Origin of the sequence: Sphingopyxis sp. MC1, assembly GCF_000371385.1 — a bacterium.
Classification (GTDB): Bacteria; Pseudomonadota; Alphaproteobacteria; order Sphingomonadales; family Sphingomonadaceae; genus Sphingopyxis; species Sphingopyxis terrae.
In genome coordinates this window covers 94887-117731 of sequence record NZ_AOUN01000016.1, presented here as the reverse complement: position 1 = coordinate 117731, position 22845 = coordinate 94887, and the positions used below count along the sequence as shown (strand labels likewise).

At 65.1% G+C, this 22845-nt stretch carries 29 protein-coding genes; 9 read left to right on the top strand and 20 right to left on the bottom strand.

Annotated features, from left to right (window positions below; all coding sequences use genetic code 11):
• Positions 1-92 precede the first annotated feature (92 nt).
• From EBMC1_RS18550 to petA, 6 genes are all read right to left on the bottom strand, one after another.
• Positions 93-404 carry a hypothetical protein gene (locus EBMC1_RS18550; protein WP_156001389.1) on the bottom strand — a complete coding sequence of 104 codons (312 nt, stop codon included), beginning with the start codon at positions 402-404 and terminating at the stop codon, positions 93-95.
• A gap of 124 nt (positions 405-528) precedes the next feature.
• Positions 529-900 carry a hypothetical protein gene (locus EBMC1_RS18545; RefSeq protein ID WP_156001387.1) on the bottom strand — a complete coding sequence of 124 codons (372 nt, stop codon included), beginning with the start codon at positions 898-900 and terminating at the stop codon, positions 529-531.
• 66 nt (positions 901-966) lie between these two features.
• Complete coding sequence (locus EBMC1_RS15570; RefSeq protein WP_003050486.1) at positions 967-1521, bottom strand: adenine phosphoribosyltransferase; 555 nt, start codon at positions 1519-1521, stop codon at positions 967-969.
• A 37-nt stretch (positions 1522-1558) separates the two neighbouring features.
• The gene (locus tag EBMC1_RS15565; protein ID WP_003050484.1) at positions 1559-2371 is read right to left on the bottom strand and encodes a cytochrome c1; all 813 of its coding nucleotides are present in this window, start codon (positions 2369-2371) and stop codon (positions 1559-1561) included.
• 31 nt (positions 2372-2402) lie between these two features.
• The gene (locus EBMC1_RS15560; RefSeq protein WP_003050481.1) at positions 2403-3686 is read right to left on the bottom strand and encodes a cytochrome b; all 1284 of its coding nucleotides are present in this window, start codon (positions 3684-3686) and stop codon (positions 2403-2405) included.
• A gap of 13 nt (positions 3687-3699) precedes the next feature.
• The gene (gene petA, locus EBMC1_RS15555; protein WP_003050479.1) at positions 3700-4257 is read right to left on the bottom strand and encodes a ubiquinol-cytochrome c reductase iron-sulfur subunit; all 558 of its coding nucleotides are present in this window, start codon (positions 4255-4257) and stop codon (positions 3700-3702) included.
• Positions 4258-4471: 214 nt separating this feature from the next.
• On the opposite strand from petA, the gene EBMC1_RS15550 reads away from it, so the two are divergent.
• Both EBMC1_RS15550 and hemF read left to right on the top strand, forming a co-directional pair.
• A complete protein-coding gene (locus EBMC1_RS15550; protein WP_003050476.1) occupies positions 4472-4930 on the top strand; it encodes a tRNA (cytidine(34)-2'-O)-methyltransferase in 459 nt (152 codons plus the stop codon).
• Entirely contained in the window at positions 4927-5787 is an 861-nt protein-coding gene (gene hemF, locus EBMC1_RS15545; RefSeq protein WP_003050473.1) for an oxygen-dependent coproporphyrinogen oxidase, read from the top strand. The genes EBMC1_RS15550 and hemF overlap by 4 nt, the downstream gene beginning before the upstream one ends.
• A 60-nt stretch (positions 5788-5847) precedes the next feature.
• Here the strand turns inward: hemF and EBMC1_RS15540 are convergent, their stop codons facing one another.
• Both EBMC1_RS15540 and EBMC1_RS15535 read right to left on the bottom strand, forming a co-directional pair.
• The gene (locus tag EBMC1_RS15540; RefSeq protein WP_156001385.1) at positions 5848-6708 is read right to left on the bottom strand and encodes a hypothetical protein; all 861 of its coding nucleotides are present in this window, start codon (positions 6706-6708) and stop codon (positions 5848-5850) included.
• 25 nt (positions 6709-6733) lie between these two features.
• Positions 6734-7477 (bottom strand): hypothetical protein, encoded by a 744-nt coding sequence (locus EBMC1_RS15535; protein WP_003050468.1) that lies wholly within the window; start codon positions 7475-7477, stop codon positions 6734-6736.
• A 128-nt stretch (positions 7478-7605) separates the two neighbouring features.
• Between EBMC1_RS15535 and lipB the strand changes: the two genes are divergently transcribed.
• Positions 7606-8259 (top strand): lipoyl(octanoyl) transferase LipB, encoded by a 654-nt coding sequence (gene lipB / locus EBMC1_RS15530; protein ID WP_003050466.1) that lies wholly within the window; start codon positions 7606-7608, stop codon positions 8257-8259.
• Positions 8260-8268: 9 nt separating this feature from the next.
• Positions 8269-8598: a hypothetical protein gene (locus EBMC1_RS15525; protein WP_003050463.1), complete on the top strand. Its 330-nt coding sequence runs from the start codon at positions 8269-8271 to the stop codon at positions 8596-8598.
• 23 nt (positions 8599-8621) lie between these two features.
• On the opposite strand, the gene queE is transcribed toward EBMC1_RS15525, so the two are convergent.
• From queE to EBMC1_RS15495, 6 genes are all read right to left on the bottom strand, one after another.
• A complete protein-coding gene (gene queE, locus EBMC1_RS15520; RefSeq protein WP_003050460.1) occupies positions 8622-9254 on the bottom strand; it encodes a 7-carboxy-7-deazaguanine synthase in 633 nt (210 codons plus the stop codon).
• Positions 9255-9257: 3 nt separating this feature from the next.
• Positions 9258-9950: a 7-cyano-7-deazaguanine synthase QueC gene (gene queC / locus EBMC1_RS15515; protein WP_040590598.1), complete on the bottom strand. Its 693-nt coding sequence runs from the start codon at positions 9948-9950 to the stop codon at positions 9258-9260.
• Positions 9951-10135: 185 nt separating this feature from the next.
• A complete protein-coding gene (locus tag EBMC1_RS15510) occupies positions 10136-10507 on the bottom strand; it encodes a hypothetical protein (protein WP_231292945.1) in 372 nt (123 codons plus the stop codon).
• A gap of 161 nt (positions 10508-10668) precedes the next feature.
• Positions 10669-11583, bottom strand: a complete 915-nt coding sequence (hslO, locus tag EBMC1_RS15505) for an Hsp33 family molecular chaperone HslO (protein ID WP_003050451.1) — start codon at positions 11581-11583, stop codon at positions 10669-10671.
• Entirely contained in the window at positions 11580-12518 is a 939-nt protein-coding gene (gene argF, locus EBMC1_RS15500) for an ornithine carbamoyltransferase (RefSeq protein WP_003050448.1), read from the bottom strand. The genes hslO and argF overlap by 4 nt, the downstream gene beginning before the upstream one ends.
• The gene (locus EBMC1_RS15495; protein WP_003050443.1) at positions 12515-13702 is read right to left on the bottom strand and encodes an aspartate aminotransferase family protein; all 1188 of its coding nucleotides are present in this window, start codon (positions 13700-13702) and stop codon (positions 12515-12517) included. The genes argF and EBMC1_RS15495 overlap by 4 nt, the downstream gene beginning before the upstream one ends.
• A 172-nt stretch (positions 13703-13874) precedes the next feature.
• Between EBMC1_RS15495 and EBMC1_RS15490 the strand changes: the two genes are divergently transcribed.
• Positions 13875-14303, top strand: coding sequence for a hypothetical protein (locus tag EBMC1_RS15490; RefSeq protein WP_003050440.1), 429 nt, complete (start codon positions 13875-13877; stop codon positions 14301-14303).
• The gene (locus EBMC1_RS15485; protein ID WP_003050437.1) at positions 14300-15223 is read left to right on the top strand and encodes a cation diffusion facilitator family transporter; all 924 of its coding nucleotides are present in this window, start codon (positions 14300-14302) and stop codon (positions 15221-15223) included. The genes EBMC1_RS15490 and EBMC1_RS15485 overlap by 4 nt, the downstream gene beginning before the upstream one ends.
• On the opposite strand, the gene EBMC1_RS15480 is transcribed toward EBMC1_RS15485, so the two are convergent.
• Both EBMC1_RS15480 and EBMC1_RS15475 read right to left on the bottom strand, forming a co-directional pair.
• Complete coding sequence (locus EBMC1_RS15480) at positions 15224-16210, bottom strand: LLM class flavin-dependent oxidoreductase (RefSeq protein ID WP_003050434.1); 987 nt, start codon at positions 16208-16210, stop codon at positions 15224-15226.
• Positions 16211-16259: 49 nt separating this feature from the next.
• The gene (locus EBMC1_RS15475) at positions 16260-16712 is read right to left on the bottom strand and encodes an Lrp/AsnC family transcriptional regulator (RefSeq protein WP_040590592.1); all 453 of its coding nucleotides are present in this window, start codon (positions 16710-16712) and stop codon (positions 16260-16262) included.
• A 74-nt stretch (positions 16713-16786) separates the two neighbouring features.
• Here EBMC1_RS15475 and EBMC1_RS15470 point away from each other — a divergent pair, with 74 nt between their 5' ends.
• Complete coding sequence (locus EBMC1_RS15470; RefSeq protein ID WP_003050428.1) at positions 16787-17377, top strand: LysE family translocator; 591 nt, start codon at positions 16787-16789, stop codon at positions 17375-17377.
• Between the two features lie 68 nt (positions 17378-17445).
• A complete protein-coding gene (locus tag EBMC1_RS15465; RefSeq protein ID WP_003050425.1) occupies positions 17446-18462 on the top strand; it encodes an aldo/keto reductase in 1017 nt (338 codons plus the stop codon).
• A gap of 124 nt (positions 18463-18586) precedes the next feature.
• Here EBMC1_RS15465 and EBMC1_RS15460 read toward each other — a convergent pair whose 3' ends face one another.
• Both EBMC1_RS15460 and EBMC1_RS15455 read right to left on the bottom strand, forming a co-directional pair.
• Positions 18587-19456 (bottom strand): dienelactone hydrolase family protein, encoded by an 870-nt coding sequence (locus EBMC1_RS15460; protein ID WP_003050423.1) that lies wholly within the window; start codon positions 19454-19456, stop codon positions 18587-18589.
• Positions 19457-19695: 239 nt separating this feature from the next.
• Positions 19696-20349, bottom strand: coding sequence for an HAD family hydrolase (locus EBMC1_RS15455; protein ID WP_003050420.1), 654 nt, complete (start codon positions 20347-20349; stop codon positions 19696-19698).
• Positions 20350-20411: 62 nt separating this feature from the next.
• Here EBMC1_RS15455 and EBMC1_RS15450 point away from each other — a divergent pair, with 62 nt between their 5' ends.
• The gene (locus EBMC1_RS15450; protein ID WP_003050419.1) at positions 20412-20600 is read left to right on the top strand and encodes a hypothetical protein; all 189 of its coding nucleotides are present in this window, start codon (positions 20412-20414) and stop codon (positions 20598-20600) included.
• 10 nt (positions 20601-20610) lie between these two features.
• Here the strand turns inward: EBMC1_RS15450 and EBMC1_RS15445 are convergent, their stop codons facing one another.
• Both EBMC1_RS15445 and glmS read right to left on the bottom strand, forming a co-directional pair.
• Entirely contained in the window at positions 20611-21024 is a 414-nt protein-coding gene (locus tag EBMC1_RS15445; RefSeq protein WP_040590589.1) for a GFA family protein, read from the bottom strand.
• Positions 21021-22844 carry a glutamine--fructose-6-phosphate transaminase (isomerizing) gene (gene glmS, locus EBMC1_RS15440; RefSeq protein ID WP_003050415.1) on the bottom strand — a complete coding sequence of 608 codons (1824 nt, stop codon included), beginning with the start codon at positions 22842-22844 and terminating at the stop codon, positions 21021-21023. The genes EBMC1_RS15445 and glmS overlap by 4 nt, the downstream gene beginning before the upstream one ends.
• Position 22845 lies beyond the last annotated feature (1 nt).

Here is a 22845-nt window from a genome sequence, read left to right as displayed (position 1 = left end):
CTTCTTCAACAGAATACACCCCATCCCGGTCATTCCGCACCGATCTTGCGATTATGACGACAGCCGAGCGATTGTGGACGGTATGGGGATGACTATGTTTTTAGCGACGGCCCTCTCTGGAGGTCGGCTTGCCTGCACGCCTTAACATAAGCATCAAGTGTGTCGCTGCCGAGTATCTCCCATATTGCGGAAACATCGGGCGCTTCGAGCGCAGCATCAATTTTCTTACTCGGCACTTTAGAAAGCGTCTTAACGCCGCACGGAATATAGCCGTCACGATATTCTTTAGAGAGATCGACGCTGTCTTGGTGTGCCAGTCTAGTAGCAAGCATCGTGACACTGTCACTATTTGAAGAACAAGCGGTCAACAAGGCCAGCATTAATATCGTGAGATGCTTGGCCACCGTCGATCCTTCGCTACGCAGACCCAAATTCCTATAATGGACTGAATGTCCTCTTCCCACCCCAAAGTCGCCGTTCGCAGCCAATCTGAATCGAATGACCAGAGGCGACCGATTGCGGAAGCTTTTACTTGAGCTCTCGATCAACCGTTTTGTCGGCGATTATACGCCAACCAGCTTCGGCCATTCTTTGCGTCGCTATGTGATAAACAAGCTTTGTGCCGTAGTGCGCGACAAAGTGGCAAGATACGAAATGCTCGGACGTAAACTCAATGCTGACCTCGCAAAAAAGATCTGAAATTTTCTTGACTGGGATGATATGGCCGATAGCCGATCCAGGAGAGTATTGATCTAACCATGAAGTTAGTTCGGCTTCCGCTTGGACGTCTAACGCTGCAAGAATATCTTTCTTGCTTGGCTCAACGATCTTAACCTCTCCAAATGCCGATGTTGCTGTAGTTAAGCAAAGGAATAGCGCCAAAATTGTTCGCGATATCATTCAGCCGAGTTACACCCGTCGCTGAGATTTAGCAACGTCAACGCTCCACCCCAAAACCGCCGCGCCTCAATCGCCGTCGAAGGCGATCAGCGTTTCGCACGCGAGGCCTGCGGCCTTGAGCCGCTGCGAGCCGCCGAGGTCGGGAAGGTCGATGACGAACAGCGCTGCGGCGACGTCGGCGCCGACGCTGCGCATCAATTCGGCGGTCGCGAGAATGGTCCCGCCCGTGGCGAGCAGATCATCGACCAGCACGACGCGGTGGCCTTCGGTGACGGCGCCTTCGTGCAGCTCGAGCCGGTCGGTGCCATATTCCAGTTCATAGTCGACGCCGATGGTCACGCCGGGCAGCTTGCCCGCCTTGCGCACCGGCACCAGCCCGATACCGAGCGCGGTTGCCATCGCCGCGCCGAACAGAAAACCGCGCGCCTCGACCGCCACGATCAGGTCGGGGCGATAGCGGGCGGCGCGGCCTGCCAGACGGCGGACGCTTTCGGAAAAGCCCGCCGCGTCGCCGATCAAGGTCGTGATGTCGCGAAACTGGATCCCGGGTTTCGGGAAATCGGGGATCGTGCGCACGAGCTCCGACAGGTCGAGGTCGGGACGCGGCGGAAGGGCGATCATAGTCGACCGCCCTTCGCTATGCCCGCGTCCCCGATCCTCAATGTTCCTTGCCGGCCCAGATGTTCCGGTACGACAGATAAGCAAGGATGGTGAAGATCAGAAGGTAAAGGAACACGGCCCAGCCGGTCCACACGCGCTTCACCAGCTTGGGTTCGGCCGTCCACACGAGGAAGGCGGTCACGTCCTTCGCCATGCTCTTGAGGTCGTTCGGCGAACCGTCGGCGAACGTCACCTGACCATCGGCCAGCGGCGGTGCCATCGCGAGGTTGAGGTTCGCGAAATAGGGGTTGTAGTGCAGACCGGTCGCGGGCTGCAGTTCCTTCGGCAGGTTCGCCGGCGGGTTCTGGAAGCCGGTGATCAGCGAATAGACGTAATTCTTGCCGTCTTCGCGCGCCTTGGTGATCAGCGAAAGATCGGGCGGCAGCGCATTGTTGTTCGCCGCGCGCGCCGCGGTTTCGTTCGCATAGGGCGCCGGGAAGTGATCCGACGGCAGGCCGGTGCGGGTCGCCGGTTCGCCCGTGTCGGGGTTGATCGACGGGATATTGTCATAGCTTTTGGCGAAGCTCTTCACCTGACCCTCGGTATAGCCGAGTTCGGCGATGTCGCGGAACGCGACGAGGTTCAGGCTGTGACAGGCCGAGCACACTTCCTTGTACACCTGCATCCCGCGCTGCAGCTGGGCCTTGTCCCAATGCGGGAACATGCCGTCGCTGGCGAGCGCGAGGTGGCGCGGGTGCTTGTGGAATTCATGCACCGCGTTGGGCTCGTTCGAGAGCGGCGTGGTGAAGATCGCGCACAGCAGCGCCAGGATGAAACCCAGGCCGACGAGAAATCCGAGCGGACGAACCATGGCTGTATCAGCTCCTATAAAAGTCCGGCGCTCAGGCCGTTGCCGGGGCCGACGACGCGTCGGCATTCTTGGCGAGGACCGCCTCGGTGATCGAATTCGGCATCGGAAGCGGCCGTTCGATCCGCGAGATGATCGGCAGGATGATCAGGAAGTGCGCGAAATAATAGGCCGCGCACAGCTGGCTGAGGATCACATAGGGCTGCTCCGCCGGGCTCTTGCCGCAATAGCCCAGGATGAACACGTCGACGACGAGGATCCAGAAGAAGATGCGGTTGAGCGGACGATAGTTCGACGACTTCACCGGCGAGCTGTCGAGCCACGGCAGGAAGAACAGCAGCGCGATCGCCGCGAACATCGCGATGACGCCCCACAGCTTCGCATCGATCCACAGGAAGTTGAAGGTGAAGGCGCGCAGGATCGCGTAGAACGGCCAGAAATACCATTCGGGAACGATGTGCGCCGGCGTCGAAAGCGGGTTCGCCGGGATATAATTGTCCGGGTGACCGAGCAGGTTCGGGCTGAAGAAGGTCAGCGCGACGAAGATCATCAGGAACACGCCAAGGCCGAAACCGTCCTTCGCAGTGTAATAGGGGTGGAACGGGACGGTGTCCTGTTCGTCCTTCACCTCGATACCGGTCGGGTTCGACGACCCCGGGATATGCAGCGCCCAGATGTGCAGGATGATGACACCCGCGATCACGAAGGGCAGCAGATAGTGGAGCGAGAAGAAGCGGTTGAGCGCGGCGTTGTCCGGCGCAAAACCGCCGAGCAGCCAGACGCGGATCGGATCGCCCACGGCGGGTATCGCCGAGAAGAAGCCGGTGATCACCTGCGCCCCCCAGAAGCTCATCTGGCCCCAGGGAAGGACGTAGCCCATGAAGGCGGTCGCCATCATCAGGAGGAAGATCACGACGCCGAGCAGCCACACCATTTCGCGCGGCGCCTTGTACGAACCGTAATAAAGGCCGCGGAAGATGTGCAGATAGACGACGATGAAGAACATGCTCGCGCCGTTCATGTGCGCGTAGCGCAGGAACCAGCCGGCGTTCACGTCGCGCATGATATGCTCGACCGAGTTGAACGCGACGCCCGCATTGGCGGCATAATGCATCGCCAGCACGATGCCGGTGATGATCTGGATCGCCAGCGCGGCCCCGGCGAGGACGCCGAAGTTCCAGAAATAGTTGAGGTTGCGCGGCACCGGATAGCCGGCCCCGATCGCATTGTAGACGAGACGCGGCAGCGGCAGCTTCGCGTCGAGCCACTTCATCAGCGGCTGCTGGGGTTCATAGTTCTTGGCCCAGGGAAAGCTCATCTTATCTCGCTCCTCAGCCGATCGTCACGACGGTGTCGCTGTTGAATTCATAAGGCGGCACGAACAGATTCTTCGGCGCCGGGCCTTTGCGGATACGCGCCGCGGTGTCGTAGTGCGAACCGTGGCACGGGCAGAAATAGCCGCCATAATCGCCGCGCGGCTCGCCCTCGGCGGCGCCGAGCGGCACGCAGCCCAGGTGGGTGCAGACGCCCAGCGTGATCAACCAGTTTTCTTTGCCGGGCTTGGTGCGCTCGTCGAGCGTCTGCGGATCGCGCAGGTCGCTTAGCGGCACCTTCTTCGCCTCGGCGATTTCGACGGGCGTCAGGTTGCGGACGAACACCGGCTGCTTGCGCCAGCTCGTCTTGATCGCCTGACCCGACTGGATCGCGGAAATGTCGATTTCGGTCGACGACAGCGCCAGCACGTCCGCGGACGGATTCATCTGGTTCACCAGCGGCAAAACGACGGTGGCCGCACCAACACCCGCGAAGCTGACCGCCGCGATATTGATGAAGTCCCGGCGCCGCACGCCATCCTCGATGCCGGCGTTGAGATTGGATTCACTGGCCATTCGATTGCCCTTGCGCTGGGTGAACTGACAATGGTTCTCGGAAAACTGGCCACCCCGTTTTACGCGCGCAAAGCGTCGCAAATCCCGGCGGCCCCTCCGGGAATTGCGGGCCTGATAGCCGCACACAACAGCCTTGCCAACAGGCAATTTCCGCTTTGTGACCGCTATGTTGCCCCCTCTCGATTCCGCAGGCGCGCGAAGCTAAGGCGGAGCGATGCAAATCGCCCTGTTTCAGCCCGACATCGCCGGGAACGTCGGCACCATCCTGCGCACCGCGGCCTGCTTCGGGGTTCCGGCGCACATCATCGAACCGTGCGGCTTTCCTTTTTCCGACCAGGCGCTGCGCCGCGCCGGAATGGATTATGCCGCGCGCGCCAATGTGCGGCGCCACGCCGATTGGGCGGGCTTCGGCGACTGGAACCGCGCCGACGGCGGGCGGCTGGTGCTGATGACCACCGCGGGCGCGACCGCCCTGCCCGATTTCGTGTTTCAGGAGGGCGACGTGCTGCTGCTCGGCGCGGAGTCGTCGGGCGTTCCCGCGCACGTCCATGCCGCCGCGGCGGCGCGGGTCGCGATTCCGATGCGGCCGGGCTTTCGGTCCTTGAATGTCGCGGTCGCGGCTGGCATCGCGCTGGCCGAGGCACTCCGGCAGACGAAAGGCTTTGCGTCATGATTTCGCTCGATCCCCAGCAACAGGCGGCGCGCGACTGGTTCGAGTCGCTGCGCGACCGGATCTGCGCCACGTTCGAGGCGATCGAGGCCGAGGCGGGCAGCGACGCGCGCTTCGCCTATACGCCGTGGGACCGTGAGGCCGAAGGTATTGCGGCAGGCGAAGGCGGCGGCGGCGTGCGCGGGGTGATGACCGGCCGGGTTTTCGAAAAGGTCGGGGTCAATGTCTCGACCGTCGCGGGCGAGTTCGCGCCCGATTTCGCCCAGTCGATCAACGGCGCCGAAAGCGACCCGCGCTTCTTCGCCACCGGCATCAGCCTCGTCGCGCATATGGCCAATCCGCATGTTCCGGCGGTGCACATGAACACCCGCTTCCTCACCACGACGAAGCGCTGGTTCGGCGGCGGCGCCGACCTCAACCCGCCCATCCCCTATGCCGAGGACACCGACGCCTTTCATGCGCGGCTGCGCGCCGCCTGCGCGCCCTTCGGTCCCGATGCTTATGCCCGCTATTCGAAATGGGCGGAGGATTATTTCTATATCCCGCATCGCGGCGTCCATCGCGGCGTCGGGGGGATATTCTACGACCATCTCGAATGCGCCGACGATGCGGGCTTCGACCGCAATTTCGAATTCACCCGCGCCGTGGGGGAGGCCTTCCTCGACATCTTCCCGCAGATCGTGCGCCGCCGGATGAGCCAGCCCTTCACCGAAGCCGAGCGCGAGGAGCAGCTCGTGTGGCGCGGCCGCTACGCCGAATTCAACCTCGTCTACGATCGCGGCACGCTGTTCGGGCTCAAGACCGGCGGCAATATCGACGCGATCCTGATGAGCCTGCCGCCCCTCGCCAAGTGGAGCTGACGAAAAGGGGGCGCCGCGTCGGCCGCGGGCGCCCCTGATTCGTGCGATATTGACCGTCGATCAGGCGAACACGCTGCCCGCATCGACGGGCCCGAGCGCGCGGTAGATGCCCGCCGGAATCCCGACCTGCAGATAGGCGACGGGAATGCTCATCACGATGCTGCCGACGATCAGTCCGACCATCGATCCCGCGCCCGGCATCCCGCCGCTCGCAAAGACCGAAAAGCCGACCACCGCGCCAAGGATCATCGCAATCACCAGGAAGGCGATGCCCAGCAGGATGAAATAGGCGAAGATCTTCCACTGTGCCGCGCCGGTGATCCGCCACGATTCGGACAGGCCGGTCAGGACATTGAAGGTCCGCTTGTCGGCCATGATCGGCCCGGTGCAGCACAGCCGCGCCGCGAGCCAGACGATGAACAGCAGGAACAGCGGCACCAGGATCAGCATCGCGAAGCCCATGCCCGCCAGCGCCGATTCGCTCGGCTGGCGGCCGCTGAGCAGCGCCGGCGCAAAGGCGCCGCCGAAGAGCAGAAAGCCGATGATGCCGATCACGAAGAGGATCGCCGCCGTGAAAAGGAGCACGGGCAGCGCGGCCACCAGCCCATAGCTCAGCGCACCGCCGACATTTTCCTGACCGTCGCTGAAGCCCAGTCGCCACGAAGCGAAATAGCTACCGGTCTGGAGGATGTAATTGACCAAGCCGAGCAGGATCGCAAAACCGCTGAACGCGGCGAAAGCCCCTGCCCCGCTCGTCATCCGCGCCGGATCGAAGGCGGCCATGCCGCCGCCGAGCGCGAGCTGCAGGATCAGCGGCACCGCAATGCCGACGCCGATCAGCGCGATGGCATGCTCGGCGGCGCGGCCGCTGAAAAAGCTGGTCGCATAGGACCAGGCCTGACTGATGCTGATATTATTCACATCCATTCTCCCCTGTTGGACATGGTCAGGCGAAGATATCCCCCGCCTGGGTTGTCGCCAGCTGCCGATAGGCGGCCGCTGAAATCGCGATCGAGATCATCGTCGCGACGAGCCCGAAGCCCGCTTCGACCAGCCCGCCGAGCATCTTGCCGACGCTGCCCGCACCGCCGATCATACCGACCAGCCCGCCCACCAGCGATGCCGCGATGATGACGACTAGCGTGACGAGGAACAGGAACAGGAAAATGCGCCAGCCATTGCCATGCGTCATCCGCCAGCTCGTCGCGATCACCTCGACCGGATTGCGGATCGCGCGGTCGGCGACCAGCGGCGCGACGAAAGCGAGCCGCCCGATCAGATAAAGCCCCGGAATGATGAGCAGCAGAAAGCCGACGCCCAGCATCAGGCCGGTCAATATCTGCACCGCCAAAATGGTGAGCAGCATCGACGCGGCAAAGCCCAGCGCCTCGCCGACGCTGGTGCTCGACCGCGACAGCCACAGCCGCATGATCGCCACCGTCCCGAACATCGTGAACAGCGCAACGCCGATCTGATACGGCAGCATCTGCAGGATATTCTGCTGCATCGCCGCGGTCAGCTGGTCGATCGTCGCTTCGGCGGGCGGCTCGATCGGCGCCGGGCCGAACCAGGCCACCGCAAGCGCGGGCAGGAACAGAAACACCGCCGCGATGGTGCCGGTGAGCGGGCGGTGCGCCTTCAGAAGCTGAATGGCATCGTCCCACGCCGCGCCCATATCGAATTTTGCCATTGATACCCCGTCATTTATCGCTTCGGATTGGCGCCGAACCTGACCGGCTTCGCGCCCAAAGTCCAGCCCCGTTCGGCGCGGATGCCGCCCCCTTGCGCTTCGCGCCCGCGCGGGGCAGAAGCCGCGCGATGTCCGCGCTCCCGCCTCCCGAATGGACCGTTTCGCCTAGCCTTGTCGATTATCCCGCCGCGCTTGCCGATATGGAGGCGCGCGCCGCGGCGATCCACGCGGGCACGGCGGGCGAGCGCATCTGGCTGCTCGAACATCCGCCGCTCTATACCGCCGGGACGAGCGCCGACCCCGCCGAGCTGCTCGACCCGCGTTTTCCGGTCTATGACGCGGGCCGCGGCGGGCGCTACACCTATCATGGTCCCGGCCAGCGCGTCGGCTATGTCCAGCTCGACCTTGCGCAGCGCGGGCGCGACGTACGCGCCTATGTCCATGCACTCGAAGGTTGGGTGATCGACGCGCTCGCGCGGCTCGGCGTCGCGGCACGCCGCGCCGAAGGGCGGATCGGCATCTGGACCGACGATCGCGACGGCCGTGAGGCTAAGATCGGCGCGATCGGTGTCCGCGTCCGGCGCTGGGTGACGCTCCACGGCTTTTCGCTCAACGTCGCGCCTGACATGACGCATTTCGGCGGCATCGTGCCGTGCGGTATCGCCGACTTTCCGGTGACGAGCTTGTCCGAGCTTGGCCGCCCCGCCGATTTCGCCGCGGTCGACGCCGCGCTCGCCGATGCCCTTCCGGCCTTTCTCGACAAGATCGCGGCCAGCGATTAGGACCGGCACATGACGCGGATCATCCTCACCTCGCTCTTCGCCCTGTCGCTCGCCGCCTGCGGAGGCAGCGAAGGCAGCAAGACCACGACCAAGCTCGACGCGGTCGAGGTCGAACCCGGCACGATCAGCGACTCGATGATCGTCCTCGACGATGCAGCAAGCGATGGCACCGCGGTCGACAGCAGCGTGCCCGGCAGCGATTCGAAAAAGACCGACAGCAAGGCCGACGACGAAAGCGCCGACAGCAGCAGCAGCGATAGCGCGCCCGCGGATCAGAGCGACAATCCTGACGCCGTCCCCGCTCCGGCGGCAAAGAAGGCCCAGGTCGACAGCCAGTAGGGCGGCCGCCGCAGCCTCTTCGCTCAGCGCAGCCCCAGCGTCTTGTGCGTCTGCAGCGACAGACGCCAGCGCGGATCGCGCATCACCAGATCGATACAGTGCCGGACATTGTCCGCGGCATTGGCATCGTCGAGCGGCTGGATCAGCCGGTGCGCGAAATCGAGTTCCGCCAGCCGTTCGACATCGCTCCCCGGCTGCGGCCACACCAGCTTGAGTTCGTCGCCGCTTGTCTGGACCAGCTCGCTGCCCGCCTTGGGGCTGATGCAGATCCAGTCGATCAGCCGCGGCACCGGCAGCGTGCCGTTGCTTTCGATCGCGACGGTGAAGCCCTCGCCATGCAGCGCCTCGATCAGCGCATCGTCGACCTGCAACATCGGCTCGCCGCCGGTCAGCACGACATAGCGGTCATCTTGCGCCGCCCCCCATGTTTCGCCAATCCGCTCCGCCAGCGCCGCGGCATCGGCATATTTGCCGCCCAGCGTCCCGTCGGTGCTGACGAAATCGGTATCGCAGAATTTGCAGATCGCCTTGGCGCGGTCCTGCTCGCGCCCCGTCCACAGGTTGCAGCCCGCAAAGCGGCAGAAGACAGCGCGACGTCCGGCCTGCGCGCCCTCGCCCTGCAGCGTCAGGAATATTTCCTTGACCGCATAGGCCATGGGTCAGGCCTCGACGGCGTAGCGCGTCGGGTCGGCGAGCCCGGCGTCGGCGAAGCCCTTGCGGCGCAGGCGGCAACTGTCGCACAGCCCGCAATGCAGCCCCTCGGGCGTCGGGTCGTAGCAGGACCAGCTCATCCCCGCATCCATGCCGAGCCGCGCCGCCTCGGCCGCGATGTCGGCCTTGGTCATATGCTGCAGCGGCGCGTGGATCGTGAAATCGACCCCCTTGTCGCCGTCGCGCGTCGCGAGCTGCGCGAGATGCTGGAAGCCCGCGATGAATTCGGGGCGGCAATCGGGATAGCCCGAATAATCGAGCGCGTTGACGCCGATGAAGATGTCCTGCGACTGCCGCGCTTCCGCGAGGCCAAGCGTCAGCGACAGGAAGATCAGGTTGCGCGCGGGAACATAGGTGACGGGAATATCCTCGCCCACGCCGTCCTTGGGCACATCGATGTCGGCGGTCAGCGCCGACCCGCCGAAACGCCGCAGATCGAGCGGCAGCACGATATGCTCGGCCGCGCCCACCGCCGTCGCAATCCGCGCCGCCGAGTCCAGCTCGACGCGGTGCCGCTGGTTGTAATCGACGGTCAGCGCGACGATCCGCGCCCCCGCCTCGCGCGCCAGTCCTGCGCAAACCATCGAGTCCAGACCGCCCGACAGAAGGACGATCACCGTTTTTCCGGAAAGATCCTGCATCGCCGCGCGATACGCCCGCGTCGCGCTTCGCGCAAGACCGCGATTTGTGCGGCGCACCAAAGAAAATGGGCCGCGCGTCGTTCGACGGGCGGCCCAGTGCGGCATGAATGCCGTTAGGGAGAAGGACACACATCGGCGTGTCGCAATCGCCCTTCTAGTGAAGGATGGTTAACAAAGGGTTTGCTTCAGCAGCCGCCGGCGCGGCGCGCCTCGATCGCCTGCGAGAAGGGCTTGCCGTCGGCGATGCCCTGCGTGTCGATCTGGACGAGCCGGTTCGTTTCGCTGCGGATCGTGGTGCGGCCATGGCCGGCGCCGGGGCAGGTATAATGCACCGTCACCGATGTCGGCGTATCCTCGATCACATAGCGCGAGCAGGTCGCGCGCGGATGATAGACCTGGATCAGGCGGCGCGCGTCGCCCAGACATACGGTCTGGAGCACCGCATCCTTGCCGCGCTCGCGCAGCTGCCAACTGCCCTTTTCCAGCCGGTCGAGCATGGCCAGCGTCGGCGCCTGCGCAGGCACCGCGCTCGCCGCTCCGGTCAGGGCAAGCGCCATCGCCGATATGCGAAACATGGGAGAGAAGATCGTCATTTGCACCTTGTCCACCGGCCGTTCCGTGTGGAACGGCAACGACCCCTGCACATCACCTAATCATCAAACCCGCGTATTTCAACCATTCAGCGCACGCCTGCCTCGCTTCATCGACGGCCCGTGCGTCAGTGGCGCGTCGCGATCTCGTCGAGCGGGACGGGGAACAGCCGCGAACAAAAGGCACAATCGACCTGGATGATCCCGTCGTCGTCGGCCATTTCCTGCCGTTCGGCTTCGGGAAACTGTGCCAGAACCCGCGCATAATGGTCGATGTTGCAGCGACAGCCGCGCGACACCGCCACGCCGGGTTCGACGCGAACTTCCTCTTCGTGGAACAGCCGCCACGCCAACGTTTCGAGCGAGGCCGCGGCGTCGGTCAGTTCCTCGTCCTTCAGCGTCGCCGCAATCGTGCGCGCATGTTCCCATTCGGGATGATCGGCGCGCGCTTCGATCCGGTCGCGCCCGACCTCGCCGTCGGGCAGATGCTGCAGCAGCAAACCCCCGGCGACGCAGCCCAGCTCCGCGTCGTGCCGCGCGCAAAGCCGGACGAGGCTCGGTATCTGTTCGGACTGCTCGAAATAATGTTCGGCGGCATCGGCGATCGACGATCCTTCGAGCGGGACGATCCCCTGCCAGCGCTCGCCGCTCACCGCCTGATCGAAGGTGATCGCCAGAAAACCCTCGCCGAACAGACCGAACAGCGTCGGATCGGGTCCGACTTCGGCCAGCCGTTCGGCATCGAACTTCAGATAGCCACGCAGCTCACCAGCGCGATAATCGCAGACGAGCAGATCGACGGGGCCGCCGCCGGTCTGCGCCTGCAGCGTCATCTGGCTTTCATCGTCCTTGAGCGTCGAACCGAGCAGCACGGTCAGCACCAGCGCCTCGGCGAGCAGCTTTTCCATCACCGGCGGATAGCTGTGCGCCGCCATGATGCGGTTGAGCACCGGCCCCAGCCGCACGAAGCGGCCGCGGACATGCCGCTCGGCGATGGTGAAGATCAGGGGTTCGTCGAACCAGGTTTCGCGCGTCTCGCTCACAATTTCCCCAACGCCCACAAAAGAACCGATTTCTGTGCATGGACGCGGTTTTCCGCCTCGTCCCACACGCGCGACTGCGCGCCGTCGATCACCGCATCGACCACCTCTTCGCCGCGATGCGCGGGCAGGCAGTGGAGGAACAGCGCATCGCCCTTCGCCTTGCCCATCAATCGCTCGTCGACCTGATAGGGCGCCATTGCGGCCAGCTTGTTGTGGGCATGGTCCTGCCCCATCGACACCCAGGTATCGGTGACGACGATGTCGGCGCCCGCCACCGCCTCGGCCGCGTCGCGCAGGATGTCGATGCGCGCGCCCTGCGCGCGCGCCGCCTCGACGAAGCGCATGTCGGGGTCATAGCCCTGCGGCACCCCGGCGCGAACATTGAAGCCGAACAGCCCCGCCGCCTCGATCAGCGAGGCGAGCACATTGTTGCCATCGCCAAGCCATGCGAGTTCAAGGCCGGGCAAGGCCTTGCCGCCCTCGACGATCGTCAGCAGGTCGGCGACGATCTGGCAAGGGTGCGACAGGTCGGTCAGCCCGTTGATAACGGGGACGCTGGCATATTCGGCCAGCTCCTCGATCTTTGCATGATCATCGGTGCGGATCATGATCGCATCGACATAGCGCGACAGGACGCGCGCCGTGTCGGCGATGGTTTCGCCGCGGCCGATCTGCATCGACCCCGCTTCCATCACCATCGCGCTGCCGCCGAGCTGGCGGATTGCCATGTCGAACGAAGCGCGCGTGCGGGTCGAATTCTTCTCGAAGATCATCGCCAGCACATGACCCGCAAGCGGCGCGTCGGCGTCAACCCGGCCCTTGGGCCACGCCGCGCGCGCCGTCTTGCGGTCGATCGCATCGGCCAGCATCGCCGCAATGGCATCCCCGCCCGCGTCGGACAGGTTCAGGAAATGCCGCCGCGCAGGTGCGCTCATGCTTCCGGCGGCGTATAGCTCGCCGCCCCCGCCGACAGTTTCTCGATACATTCGTCGATATGGCCCTGCTCGATGTTCAGCGGCGGCAGGATGCGCACGACATTGTCGCCCGCCGCGACCGTCAGCAGGCCGTGGTTGTCGCGCAGATGCGCGACGAAGGCACGGCTGTCGGACTTCATCTTGATGCCGAGCATCAGGCCCATGCCGCGGATGCTTTCGAACAGATGATCGTGATTGGGGATAAGCTGTTCGAGCGCGCCGCGCAGCCGCTCGCCGGTCGCCTTGACCTGATCCATGAAGCCATCCTCCAGGATCACGTCGAACACCGCCTGCCCCGCCGCCATCGCCAGCGGGTTGCCGCCATAGGTCGACCCATGCGTGCCGATGACCATGCCGCGCGCCGCCTTTTCGGTGGCAAGGCAGGCGCCGAGCGGGAAGCCGCCGCCGATACCCTTCGCGGTCGCCATGATGTCGGGCGCGACGCCGAACTGTTCATAGGCATAGAGCGATCCGGTGCGCGCGACGCCGCACTGCACTTCGTCGAACACCAGCATCAGGTCGCGTTCGTTGCAGATGTCGCGCAGCCCCTGCAGGAAGGGTTGCGACGCCGGGCGGATGCCGCCTTCGCCCTGCACGGGTTCGAGCAGGAAGCCCGCCGTGCTGTCATCGACCAGATCGAGCGCGGCGTTGAGGTCGTCGAAGGGCGCATAGGCAAAGCCCGGAAGCAACGGGTCGAAGCCCTTGCGCAGCTTTTCCTGATTGGTCGCCGAAATGGTGCCGAGCGTGCGCCCATGAAACGCGTTGTTGAAGGTGATGAGCGTATGCTTGTGCGCATTGCCCGCGCTCGAATGATAGGCGCGCGCGGTCTTGATCGCGCATTCGACCGCCTCCGCGCCCGAATTGGTGAAGAACACCGTATCGGCAAAGGTATTGTCGACCAGCCGCTGCGCAAAGGCTTCACCCTGCGGGCTGCCGTAAAGGTTTGACACATGCATCAGCGTCGCCGCCTGATCCTGGATCGCCTTCGTCAGATGCGGATGGCCGTGACCGAGCAGATTGACCGCGATGCCGCTCGCGAAATCGAGATAACGCTCGCCGCGCTCGCCGATCAGATAGGCGCCCTCGCCTCGCACCGGACGCACACCGCACCGGGGGTAAACGGGCATCAGCGGCGTGATCGACATATCGGGCACCTTTCCAAAAAGCCTAAAGTAAAAAGGCGACCCCAAAGCGGGCCGCCCTTGCACGGGCCGCCCCTATACCGCCGCCGCCAGAGGCGCGTCAACACGGCGCCTGACCCTGTTCTGTTCGATGCAACCAAGCCCGTTGATCCGCGTTCGCCCAATGATGCGAAAGATGCCCGCGCTTCTGTTGCTGCCCCTGCTGCTCGCCGCATGCGACGGCATGCCGCGTGATGCCAGCGGCACCAGCGAACGCATTTCCCGCACCGGGCCGATGCGCGTCATCGTCCTTCCCGCGACACCCGACGCCGCGCCCGCGCTCGACCTGCTCGGTCGCTACGCTGCGGCGCATGGCGCAACCGTCGCGCGCATCGAGGCGCATGGCGAGCACGCCCTCCACATGCTCGAAGAAGGCGATGTCGATGCGGTGGTCGGCCATTTCGCCAAGGCCTCGCCGTGGAAGACCGAAATCGCGCTGTCGAAGCCGCTGACACATGGCGAGCCCGACGATGCCGACATGCCCGTGCTGCGCATCGCGCGCCGCAACGGCGAAAACGCCCTCGTCCTCGCAACCGACCGCATGGTCGCCGAGGCGCGGCGATGACCGTCCACGGCGGTATTGCTCCCGCCATCGCCGCCGACGTCCGGCGCGGCGAGCGGCTCGAATGGTGGACGCTGTTCTGGATGAGCAGCGTGATCGTGCTGATGTGGCTGACGATGGGCGCCAGCCAGGCGATGAAATCGGCGGTGATCGAAGATTTTCTGAGCCTGGTGCCCGCGATCGTCTTCCTCCTCGCGGCGCGGTGGGAACGCCGCGATCCGAACCGGCGCTTTCCCTTCGGCTATCGGCGGGGCAACAGCCTGGCCTTCCTCATCGCGGCGACCGCGCTGCTCTCGGTCGGCGCTTTCCTGTCCTATGAAAGCATCACCACGCTCGTCCGCCGCGAACATCCCACCGTCGGCGGCGTCACCCTCTTCGGTCACACGGTCTGGCTCGGCTGGCTGATGATCGCGGCGCTGGTCTATTCGATCGTCCCGCCGATCATCCTCGGCCGGATCAAGCAGCCCGTTGCCGAACGCATCAAGGACAAGGTGCTGCACACCGACGCGCTGATGCAGAAGGCCGATTGGCAGACCGGGCTGGCGGGCATCGCGGGCATCGTCGGTATCGGTCTCGGCTGGTGGTGGGCCGACGCGACGGCGGCGCTGTTCATCGCGCTGTCGATCGTCAAGGACGCGCTCGGCGCGCTCGATCAGGCGGTCGCCGAACTGCTCGACGGGACGCCGCGCAAGCTGGCCTCGAACGATCTGTCCGACGACGCCGAGGATCTGATCGCGACGCTGAAGGCCCGCTATGGCGACGTCAGCGTGCGGCTGCGCGAAACGGGGCGCTATATCGATGCCGAGGTCGATTGCCCCTCGCCCGCCGACGTGCCGACCGCCGCCGACTTGATGGGCGACGACACGGCGTGGCGCCTCGCCAGCCTGAGCTTCCGTCCCGAACCGAGCGACCCGCCCGCCTGATCAGAGGCGCTTCGCCGCCTCGATCGCGATGGCGAGCGAACGCTTGCGCGCGGCATGGTCGTACATCGACGACGCGACGATCACCTCGTCGACGCCGGTGCGCGCGGCAAAGCCCTGCAGGCCCGCGGCGATGTCATCGACCGTTCCGACCGCCGAACATTGCAGCACATGGTCGAGGATCGCGCGCGCATTGGGCGGCAGGCTGTCCTTGTAGCCCGCAAGCGGCGGCTTCATCTTGCCCGGATTGCCGGTGCGCAGCGCGACGAACGCCTGCTGCTGCGACGAGGCGAGCAATTCGGCCTCCTCGCGCGTGTCGGCGGCGAAGACATTGAACGCAGCGGCAGCGTAAGGCTCGGCCAGCTGCTCCGACGGGCGGAACTGGCGGCGATAGATGTCGAGCGCCTCGTCGAGCGCATCGGGCGCGAAATGGCTGGCAAAGGCGTAGGGCAGCCCGAGCATCGCCGCGAGTTGCGCGCCGAACAGGCTCGACCCCAGGATCCACAGCGGCACCTTCGTCCCCTCGCCCGGCACCGCGCGGATACCCAGCCGGTCGTCCCCGGCAAGAAAGGCCTGCAATTCGACGACGTCCTGCGGAAACTGGCGCTCGTCGCTCGCCAGATTGCGGCGCAGCGCCTGCGCGACGCGCCCGTCAGACCCCGGTGCACGGCCGAGGCCAAGGTCGATGCGGCCGGGAAACAGCGCTTCCAGCGTCCCGAACTGTTCGGCGATCACCATCGGCGCATGATTGGGCAGCATGATCCCGCCGGCGCCGATCCGGATGGTCGACGTCGCCTGCCCGATATGCGCGAGCACCACCGACGTCGCCGCGCTCGCGATCCCCGCCATCCCGTGATGCTCGGCCACCCAGTAGCGCACATAGCCGAGCGCTTCGGCATGGCGGGCGAGATCGGCGGCATTGGCGAGCGACTGGGCGATCGTGCCCGTGTCGGTGACGGGGACGAGATCGAGGAAGGACAGTTTCAGCATGAAACCGATATGCGGTGGCGGACGATGCGGTTCAAGGCGTTACCCTCGATCAAGCCCGTTCGTCCTTCGGCGAATCCATCAGTACATAGGTGGTGATCGAATGGACCTGCGGCAGCACGCCGAGCACTTCGGTATGGAAATGCTTGTACGCCGCCAGATCCTGCGTCTCTACGCGCAGCAGATATTCGATCGTCCCGGTAATATTATGGCATTCGCGCACTTCGGGTGCGAGCGCCATCGCCGCTTCGAAATCGCCCTGCGACTTCTTCGTGTGCGACGACAGGCCGACGGTCACATAGGCCAGAAAGGTCAGCCCCAGCTTCGCCGGATCGACCACCGCGCGATAGCCCTTGATGACCCCGCTGCGCTCAAGTTCCTGCACGCGGCGCAGACACGCCGAGGGCGACAGGCCGACGCGGTCAGCGAGCTCGATATTGGAGATTCGCCCCTCGCTCGCAAGTTCGCGCAATATCTTGCGGTCTATCTTATCCAATCCAGCCATAAGTTGCAAAACTTATCGCATCGGCGCCCAAATTTGCAACCCGTCGCGAGAGCATCGCCATTATATTGCGCGGCATGCAACAGACCACCTTCGCCGCGCTTGCCGCCTTTGCCCTCGTCTCGTCGATCACGCCGGGGCCGAACAATATGATGCTGATGGCGTCGGGCGCCAATTTCGGCCTGCGCCGCACCGTGCCGCATGCGCTCGGCGTGGGCTTCGGCTTCACGCTGATGATCGTCCTCGTCGGCGTCGGGCTGATGGGCCTGTTCGACCTGTTTCCGGTGCTGAACCTCATCCTCAAGATCATCAGCGTCGCCTATCTCTTGTGGCTGGCGTGGAAGATCGCCAACGCCGGCGCGCCGAGCGGCGGCGACAGCCCGCGCGGTAGGCCGATGAGCTTCGGGCAGGCGGTGCTGTTCCAGTGGGTCAATCCCAAGGCCTGGTCGATGGCGCTGACCGCGATCGCGCTCTATGCGCCCGATCGCAATATCGCCGCGGTCCTGCTCGTCGCCGCGATCTTCGGCGTCATCAACCTGCCCTCGACCAGCCTGTGGGCGGTGATGGGCGTTTCGCTGCGCGGCTGGCTGTCATCGCCCGCACGGCTGCGCGCCTTCAACTGGACGATGGCCGCGCTGCTCGTCGGATCGCTCGCGTTGCTGATCTGATTGCAAGGTTGCGATCCGCAACCTATGCACGGGCCTCCCACCCTCTCTCGAGACCGGAGATCCGCCCCATGAAAACGCGCCGCCTGGGCCAGAGCGCCATCCACGTCACCGACATCTGCATGGGCACGATGACTTTCGGCAGTCAGACCGATGAGGCCGAGGCGCTGCGCATCCTCGACCGCTGCTTCGACGAGGGGATCAATTTCTACGACACCGCCGAAGGCTATCCGGTGCCGCCCGACATCAAATGGGTCGGCCGCACCGAAGAGATCGTCGGCCGCTGGCTCAAGACCAAGAACCGCGACGCGATCATCCTCGCGACCAAGGTTTCGGGGCCGAGCCATGTCTGGTTCAAATCGCCGTGCCGCGGGGGCATGACCGCGCTCGACCGCCACAATATCCGCACCGCGATCGAAGCAAGCCTGACGCGGCTGCAGACCGACTATGTCGACCTCTACCAGACGCACTGGCCCGACCATGACGCGCCCTATGAGGAGATGATGGACGCGCTCGACGAACTGGTCCGCGAAGGCAAGGTGCGCATCCTCGGCTGTTCGAACGAGACGAGCTGGGGCCTGATGAAATCGCTCGCGGCCTCGGAAAAGCTGGGAGTCGCCCGCTATCACACGATCCAGAACAATTTCAGCCTCAACAACCGCCGCTTCGAGGACGAGCTGGCGCAGGTCTGCCGCCAGGAAGGGGTCAGCCTGATCCCTTACTCGCCGCTCGCCGGCGGCGTCCTGTCGGGCAAATATCAGGGCGGCGCGACGCCCGAAGGCGCGCGCTTCTCACGCTATCTGGCGATGGAGGGGCGGCAGGCCGCGATGGGCCGCCGCTTCGTCAACGACAAGTCGCTCGCCGCCACCGAACGCTATCTCGCGATCGCCGCCGAGGCCGGGATCGACCCGGTGACGATGGCGACCACCTGGTCGAAACAGCATGATTTCGTCGCCTCGACCATCGTCGGCGTCAGCAGCTACGACCAGCTCGAACCGATCCTCGCCGCGAAGGAGCTGGTGCTCGACGCCGCGCTGATGAAGACACTCGACCGCGTCGGCAAGGATATCCTCTACCCGATGGGGTGAGTTTCCGACCGCGTCATTGCGAGCGGCGGAGCCGCGCGGCAATCTCCAGCTATCGTCGTTGAAGGTCGATCGCTGGAGATTGCTTCCCCCGGCTGCCGCCGGTTTCGCAATGACGCGGTAAAACCTACAGCGCCGCCTTGAACAGCTCGAGCATCCGCCCCCACGCCTTTTCGGCCGCCGCCTCGTCATAGGCGCGGCCGTCGGGCGGGCACCAGCCGTGCATCGCGCCCTTGTACACCTCGACCTCGTGCCACTGCTTGCGCGGGGCCAGTACCGCCTTCAGCCGGGTCTTTTCCTCGGGGTCTTTCGCATCGTCATTATCGGCGATCGCGAAAAGAAATCCGGCGTCGCTCGCGGGGATCAACAGATGCGGGCTGTCGGGCTTGTCGGTCGCGACCGACGCACCGTGAAAGCTCGCCGCCGCCTTGACGCGCGCCGGGTTCAGCGCCGCGGTATAGATGACCATCGGCCCGCCCATGCAATAGCCCGCGGTGCCGATCCCTTTCGCCGTATCGACCTCCGCCTGTGCATCGAGGAACGCGAGATGCGCCTTGGCGTCGGTCTGCACCAGCGTGCGGTTCAGTTGCTTGAGATAACCGAACAGCGTCTCGCGCACGCCGGGGTCGTCGAAATCATGCCCCGAATAGACCACCGGCGCCTTCGCCCAGCGATAGAAGGGATTGACGCACAGCACGGCATAGCCCGCCCCGGCAAGCCGGTCGGCCATCTGGCGAAAGGCGGGGCGCAGCCCGCGAATGTCGGGCCACATCAGCACGCCGGGATGCTTGCCCTCGCCCGGCGCGACGAAATAGGCGTCGACGGTGCCGTCGTCGGTCGTGATCGTGACGTCGCGTCCCTTGATCGTCCCGGCGGCACAGGCCGCGGCGGGCAGCATCGCCGCCACCGCCCCGACGCCCATCAGCGCGCCGAAATCGCGGCGCCGCACGGGCAGACCGGCGCGGTCGAGGTCGGCTTCGGTAAATTCATCGCACATGGGCTTTCTCCTCTTTCCCGCATCAAGACCGGCGAAGCGTCGACGGCGCAACGTCGCACGGACATCGCTTCGCCGGAGCCGATCGGCACGGACACAGCTAAGCACGATGAAGCATGATAGGAAAGCCCCGCCCGATCCTACCTCCTTCCCCTCGTCATCCCCGCGCAGGCGGGGATCCAGCTTGTTCCCGCATAGTCGCGCAGCTGGATCCCCGCCTGCGCGGGGATGACAAAATAGGATCAGATGGTCGCGATATCCGCGAAGTCCTCCGCAATATGGTGCACGCCGACGGCGCGCAGCATCGCGCCATGCGCGCCGCGATCGACAATATGCCCGGCGCCGCAAAAGCCGACGACGGTCATCCCCGCGGCAAGCGCCGCCTGCGCGCCCGTCGGCGAATCCTCGATCGCCAGACAGGCGGCGGGATCGGCGCCGATGCCCTTCGCCGCCGCCAGATAGATGTCGGGATGCGGTTTGCCGCGATCCCAGCCGTCGGCGCTGTAGACGTGCGGGCCGAAATGATGCGCAAGCCCGAAGCGGTCGAGCGACATGGCGATATAGGCAGAGCTGCTCGACGAGGCGATGGCGCGCGGCCGGTCGCCCAGCGTCGCCAGAAACTCGGGTGCCCCCGGCACCGGCGCAAACCCCTCGGCAAAGCGCTCGCGCGCCCGCGCCCGGTGCTGTTCGCGAAAATCGGGCGGCAGCGGCCCGCCCAGCCGCGCCTCGATCCGCCGCTGCGTCTCCTGCCAATTATGGCCGTAATAGTCGCGCAGACATTCGTCATAGCTCGTCGGCAGGCCGATCGCGGTCAGGCTTTCGGCAAGCGTCGTGTTCGCGCGCACCTCGCTGTCGGCGATGACGCCGTCGAAATCGAAAATGATGGCGGGGGGCATTACGCGGAACTCATTATCTTCATACTTCACCGATAGAGCGGCCGGGGTCAGGAGACACAGTCATGAAATTCATTACCCTGAAATCGCGCGGCGGCGACTATCTCCTCGTTGCCGAAAATGTCGCCTGGCTTCGCAACTATGAAAATGGCCAGACGCAGGTCGGCATGGTCGGCGGTGCGCCGCTTCTGGTCGCCGGCAAGATCGACGACATTGCGGCATCGATCCTGGCGCAAGCGAACGCGGCGGAGTGAACCGCCGGCCTCAGGGCATCACCGCGGCATCGCGCGCATAGCCCCACGCCCCCTCGCCCGACCAGCCGCGCCCGTCGGGAAAGACGAGCTTCAACCCGCTGAGCCGGTCGGGCGCGAACAGCCGCATGTTGACCCCCATCAGATCGACCGCGCCGCCCATCCGCTCGATCAGCCCCGCGGTCGCCGACCAATGCGTCGAACAGCCGCAGGTCGCACAGAAATGCAGATCCGAATTGGGGTTCGCCCGGTCGGCGCGATTATAGGTCCGCGTTTCGCCCTCGATCGTGACGTCCTTCGGCGAATAATAGGCCCAGAGGATACCATGCGATAAGCAGAGCGAGCAATTGCACTCGGCCACCTCCTCGGGCGCCTTGGCAAGCCGTACCGAAACGGCACCGCAGTGGCAGGTGGTGTTCCAGGTCACTCCACCGTCACCGACTTCGCGAGGTTCCGCGGCTGGTCAACGTCGGTCCCCTTCGCCACCGCCACATGGTACGCTAGCAACTGCACCGGCACCGCATAAACGAGCGGCGCGATCAGCGGGTGGACCTTGGGCATTTCGATCGTCGCCATGCAGCCGTCGCCGGCTTCGGCAAGCCCTTCCGCGTCCGAAATCAGCACGACCTTGCCGCCGCGCGCCATCACTTCCTGCATGTTGCTGACGGTCTTTTCGAAGAGCGGCCCGCTGGGCGCGAGGACGATCACCGGGACCGCCTCGTCGATCAGCGCGATCGGGCCGTGCTTCATCTCGCCCGAGGCATAGCCTTCGGCGTGGATGTAACTGATTTCCTTGAGTTTCAGCGCGCCTTCGAGCGCCAGCGGATAGTCGGGGCCGCGCCCCAGATAGAGGACGTCGCGCGCCGGGGCGATCAGATGCGCCATCGCCGCGATTTCCTCGTCATGCGCGAGCGCGGCGTTCAATGCGGCGGGCGCTTCGATCAGATGCTTGACGATCTCGCGCTCGTCACCCTCGGTCAACTTGCCCTTCTTGAGCGCGAGGTGCGCGGCGAGCGCCGCGAGCACCGCGAGCTGACAGGTGAAGGCCTTGGTCGACGCGACACCGATTTCCGGCCCCGCATGCGTCGGGAGCAACAGGTCGGCCTCGCGCGCCATGCTGCTCGTCGGCACGTTTACGACGACCGCGATCGTCTGGTCGTTCGCCTTGCAATGGCGCAGCGCGGCGAGCGTGTCGGCGGTCTCGCCCGACTGCGAGATGAAGAGCGCGAGCCCGCCCGGTTGCAACACCGGATCGCGGTAGCGGAACTCGCTCGCGACATCGATGTCGACCGGAACGCGCGCAAAGGTCTCGAACCAATATTTGGCGACCATGCCGGCATAATAGCTGGTGCCGCACGCGACGATGGTGATGCGGTCGATCGCCGACAGGTCGAAATCCATCTGCGGCAGCGCCACCGTCTGTTCGAGCGGACGGATGTAGGAGGAGAGCGTCTGCGCGACGACGGTCGGCTGCTCGAAAATTTCCTTCTGCATGAAGTGGCGGTAATTGCCCTTCTCGACCGCCGCGGCGGTGACGCCCGAGGTCGTGATCTCGCGCGTCACCGGATTGTTGTCGGCGTCGTGGATCTGCGCGCCGTCCTTCGTGATGACGACCCAGTCGCCCTCTTCGAGGTAGGAAATCTTCTGCGTCAGCGGCGCAAGCGCGAGCGCATCGGAGCCAAGATAGGTCTCGCCCTCGCCATAGCCGACGACGAGCGGCGAGCCGAGGCGCGCACCGATCAGCAAATCGGGATGCTGGCGAAAGGCGATGGCGAGCGCAAAGGCGCCGCGAAGCTGCGGCAGCACCGCCTGCACCGCCTCCTGCGGCGATTTGCCCGCCTCGACCTGTTCCGAAACGAGGTGCGCGACGACTTCGGTGTCGGTTTCGCTTTCGAACACGCGGCCGCGCGCCTGCAACGCCTCGCGCAGCGGCTTGAAATTCTCGATGATCCCGTTGTGGACGAGCGCCACTTCCTGCGTCGCGTGCGGATGCGCGTTGCTCGTCGTCGGGGCGCCGTGCGTCGCCCAGCGCGTGTGCGCAATCCCGACGGTGCCGGGCGCCGGATGGCCGGCGAGTTCCTTGACGAGATTATTGAGCTTCCCCTCGGCGCGGCGGCGGATCAGCTGGCCGTCCTCGACCGTGCAAACGCCCGCCGAGTCATAGCCGCGATATTCCATGCGCCTCAGCCCGTCGACGAGGCGATCCGCCACCTGGGCCTGGCCGATAATTCCGATGATTCCGCACATG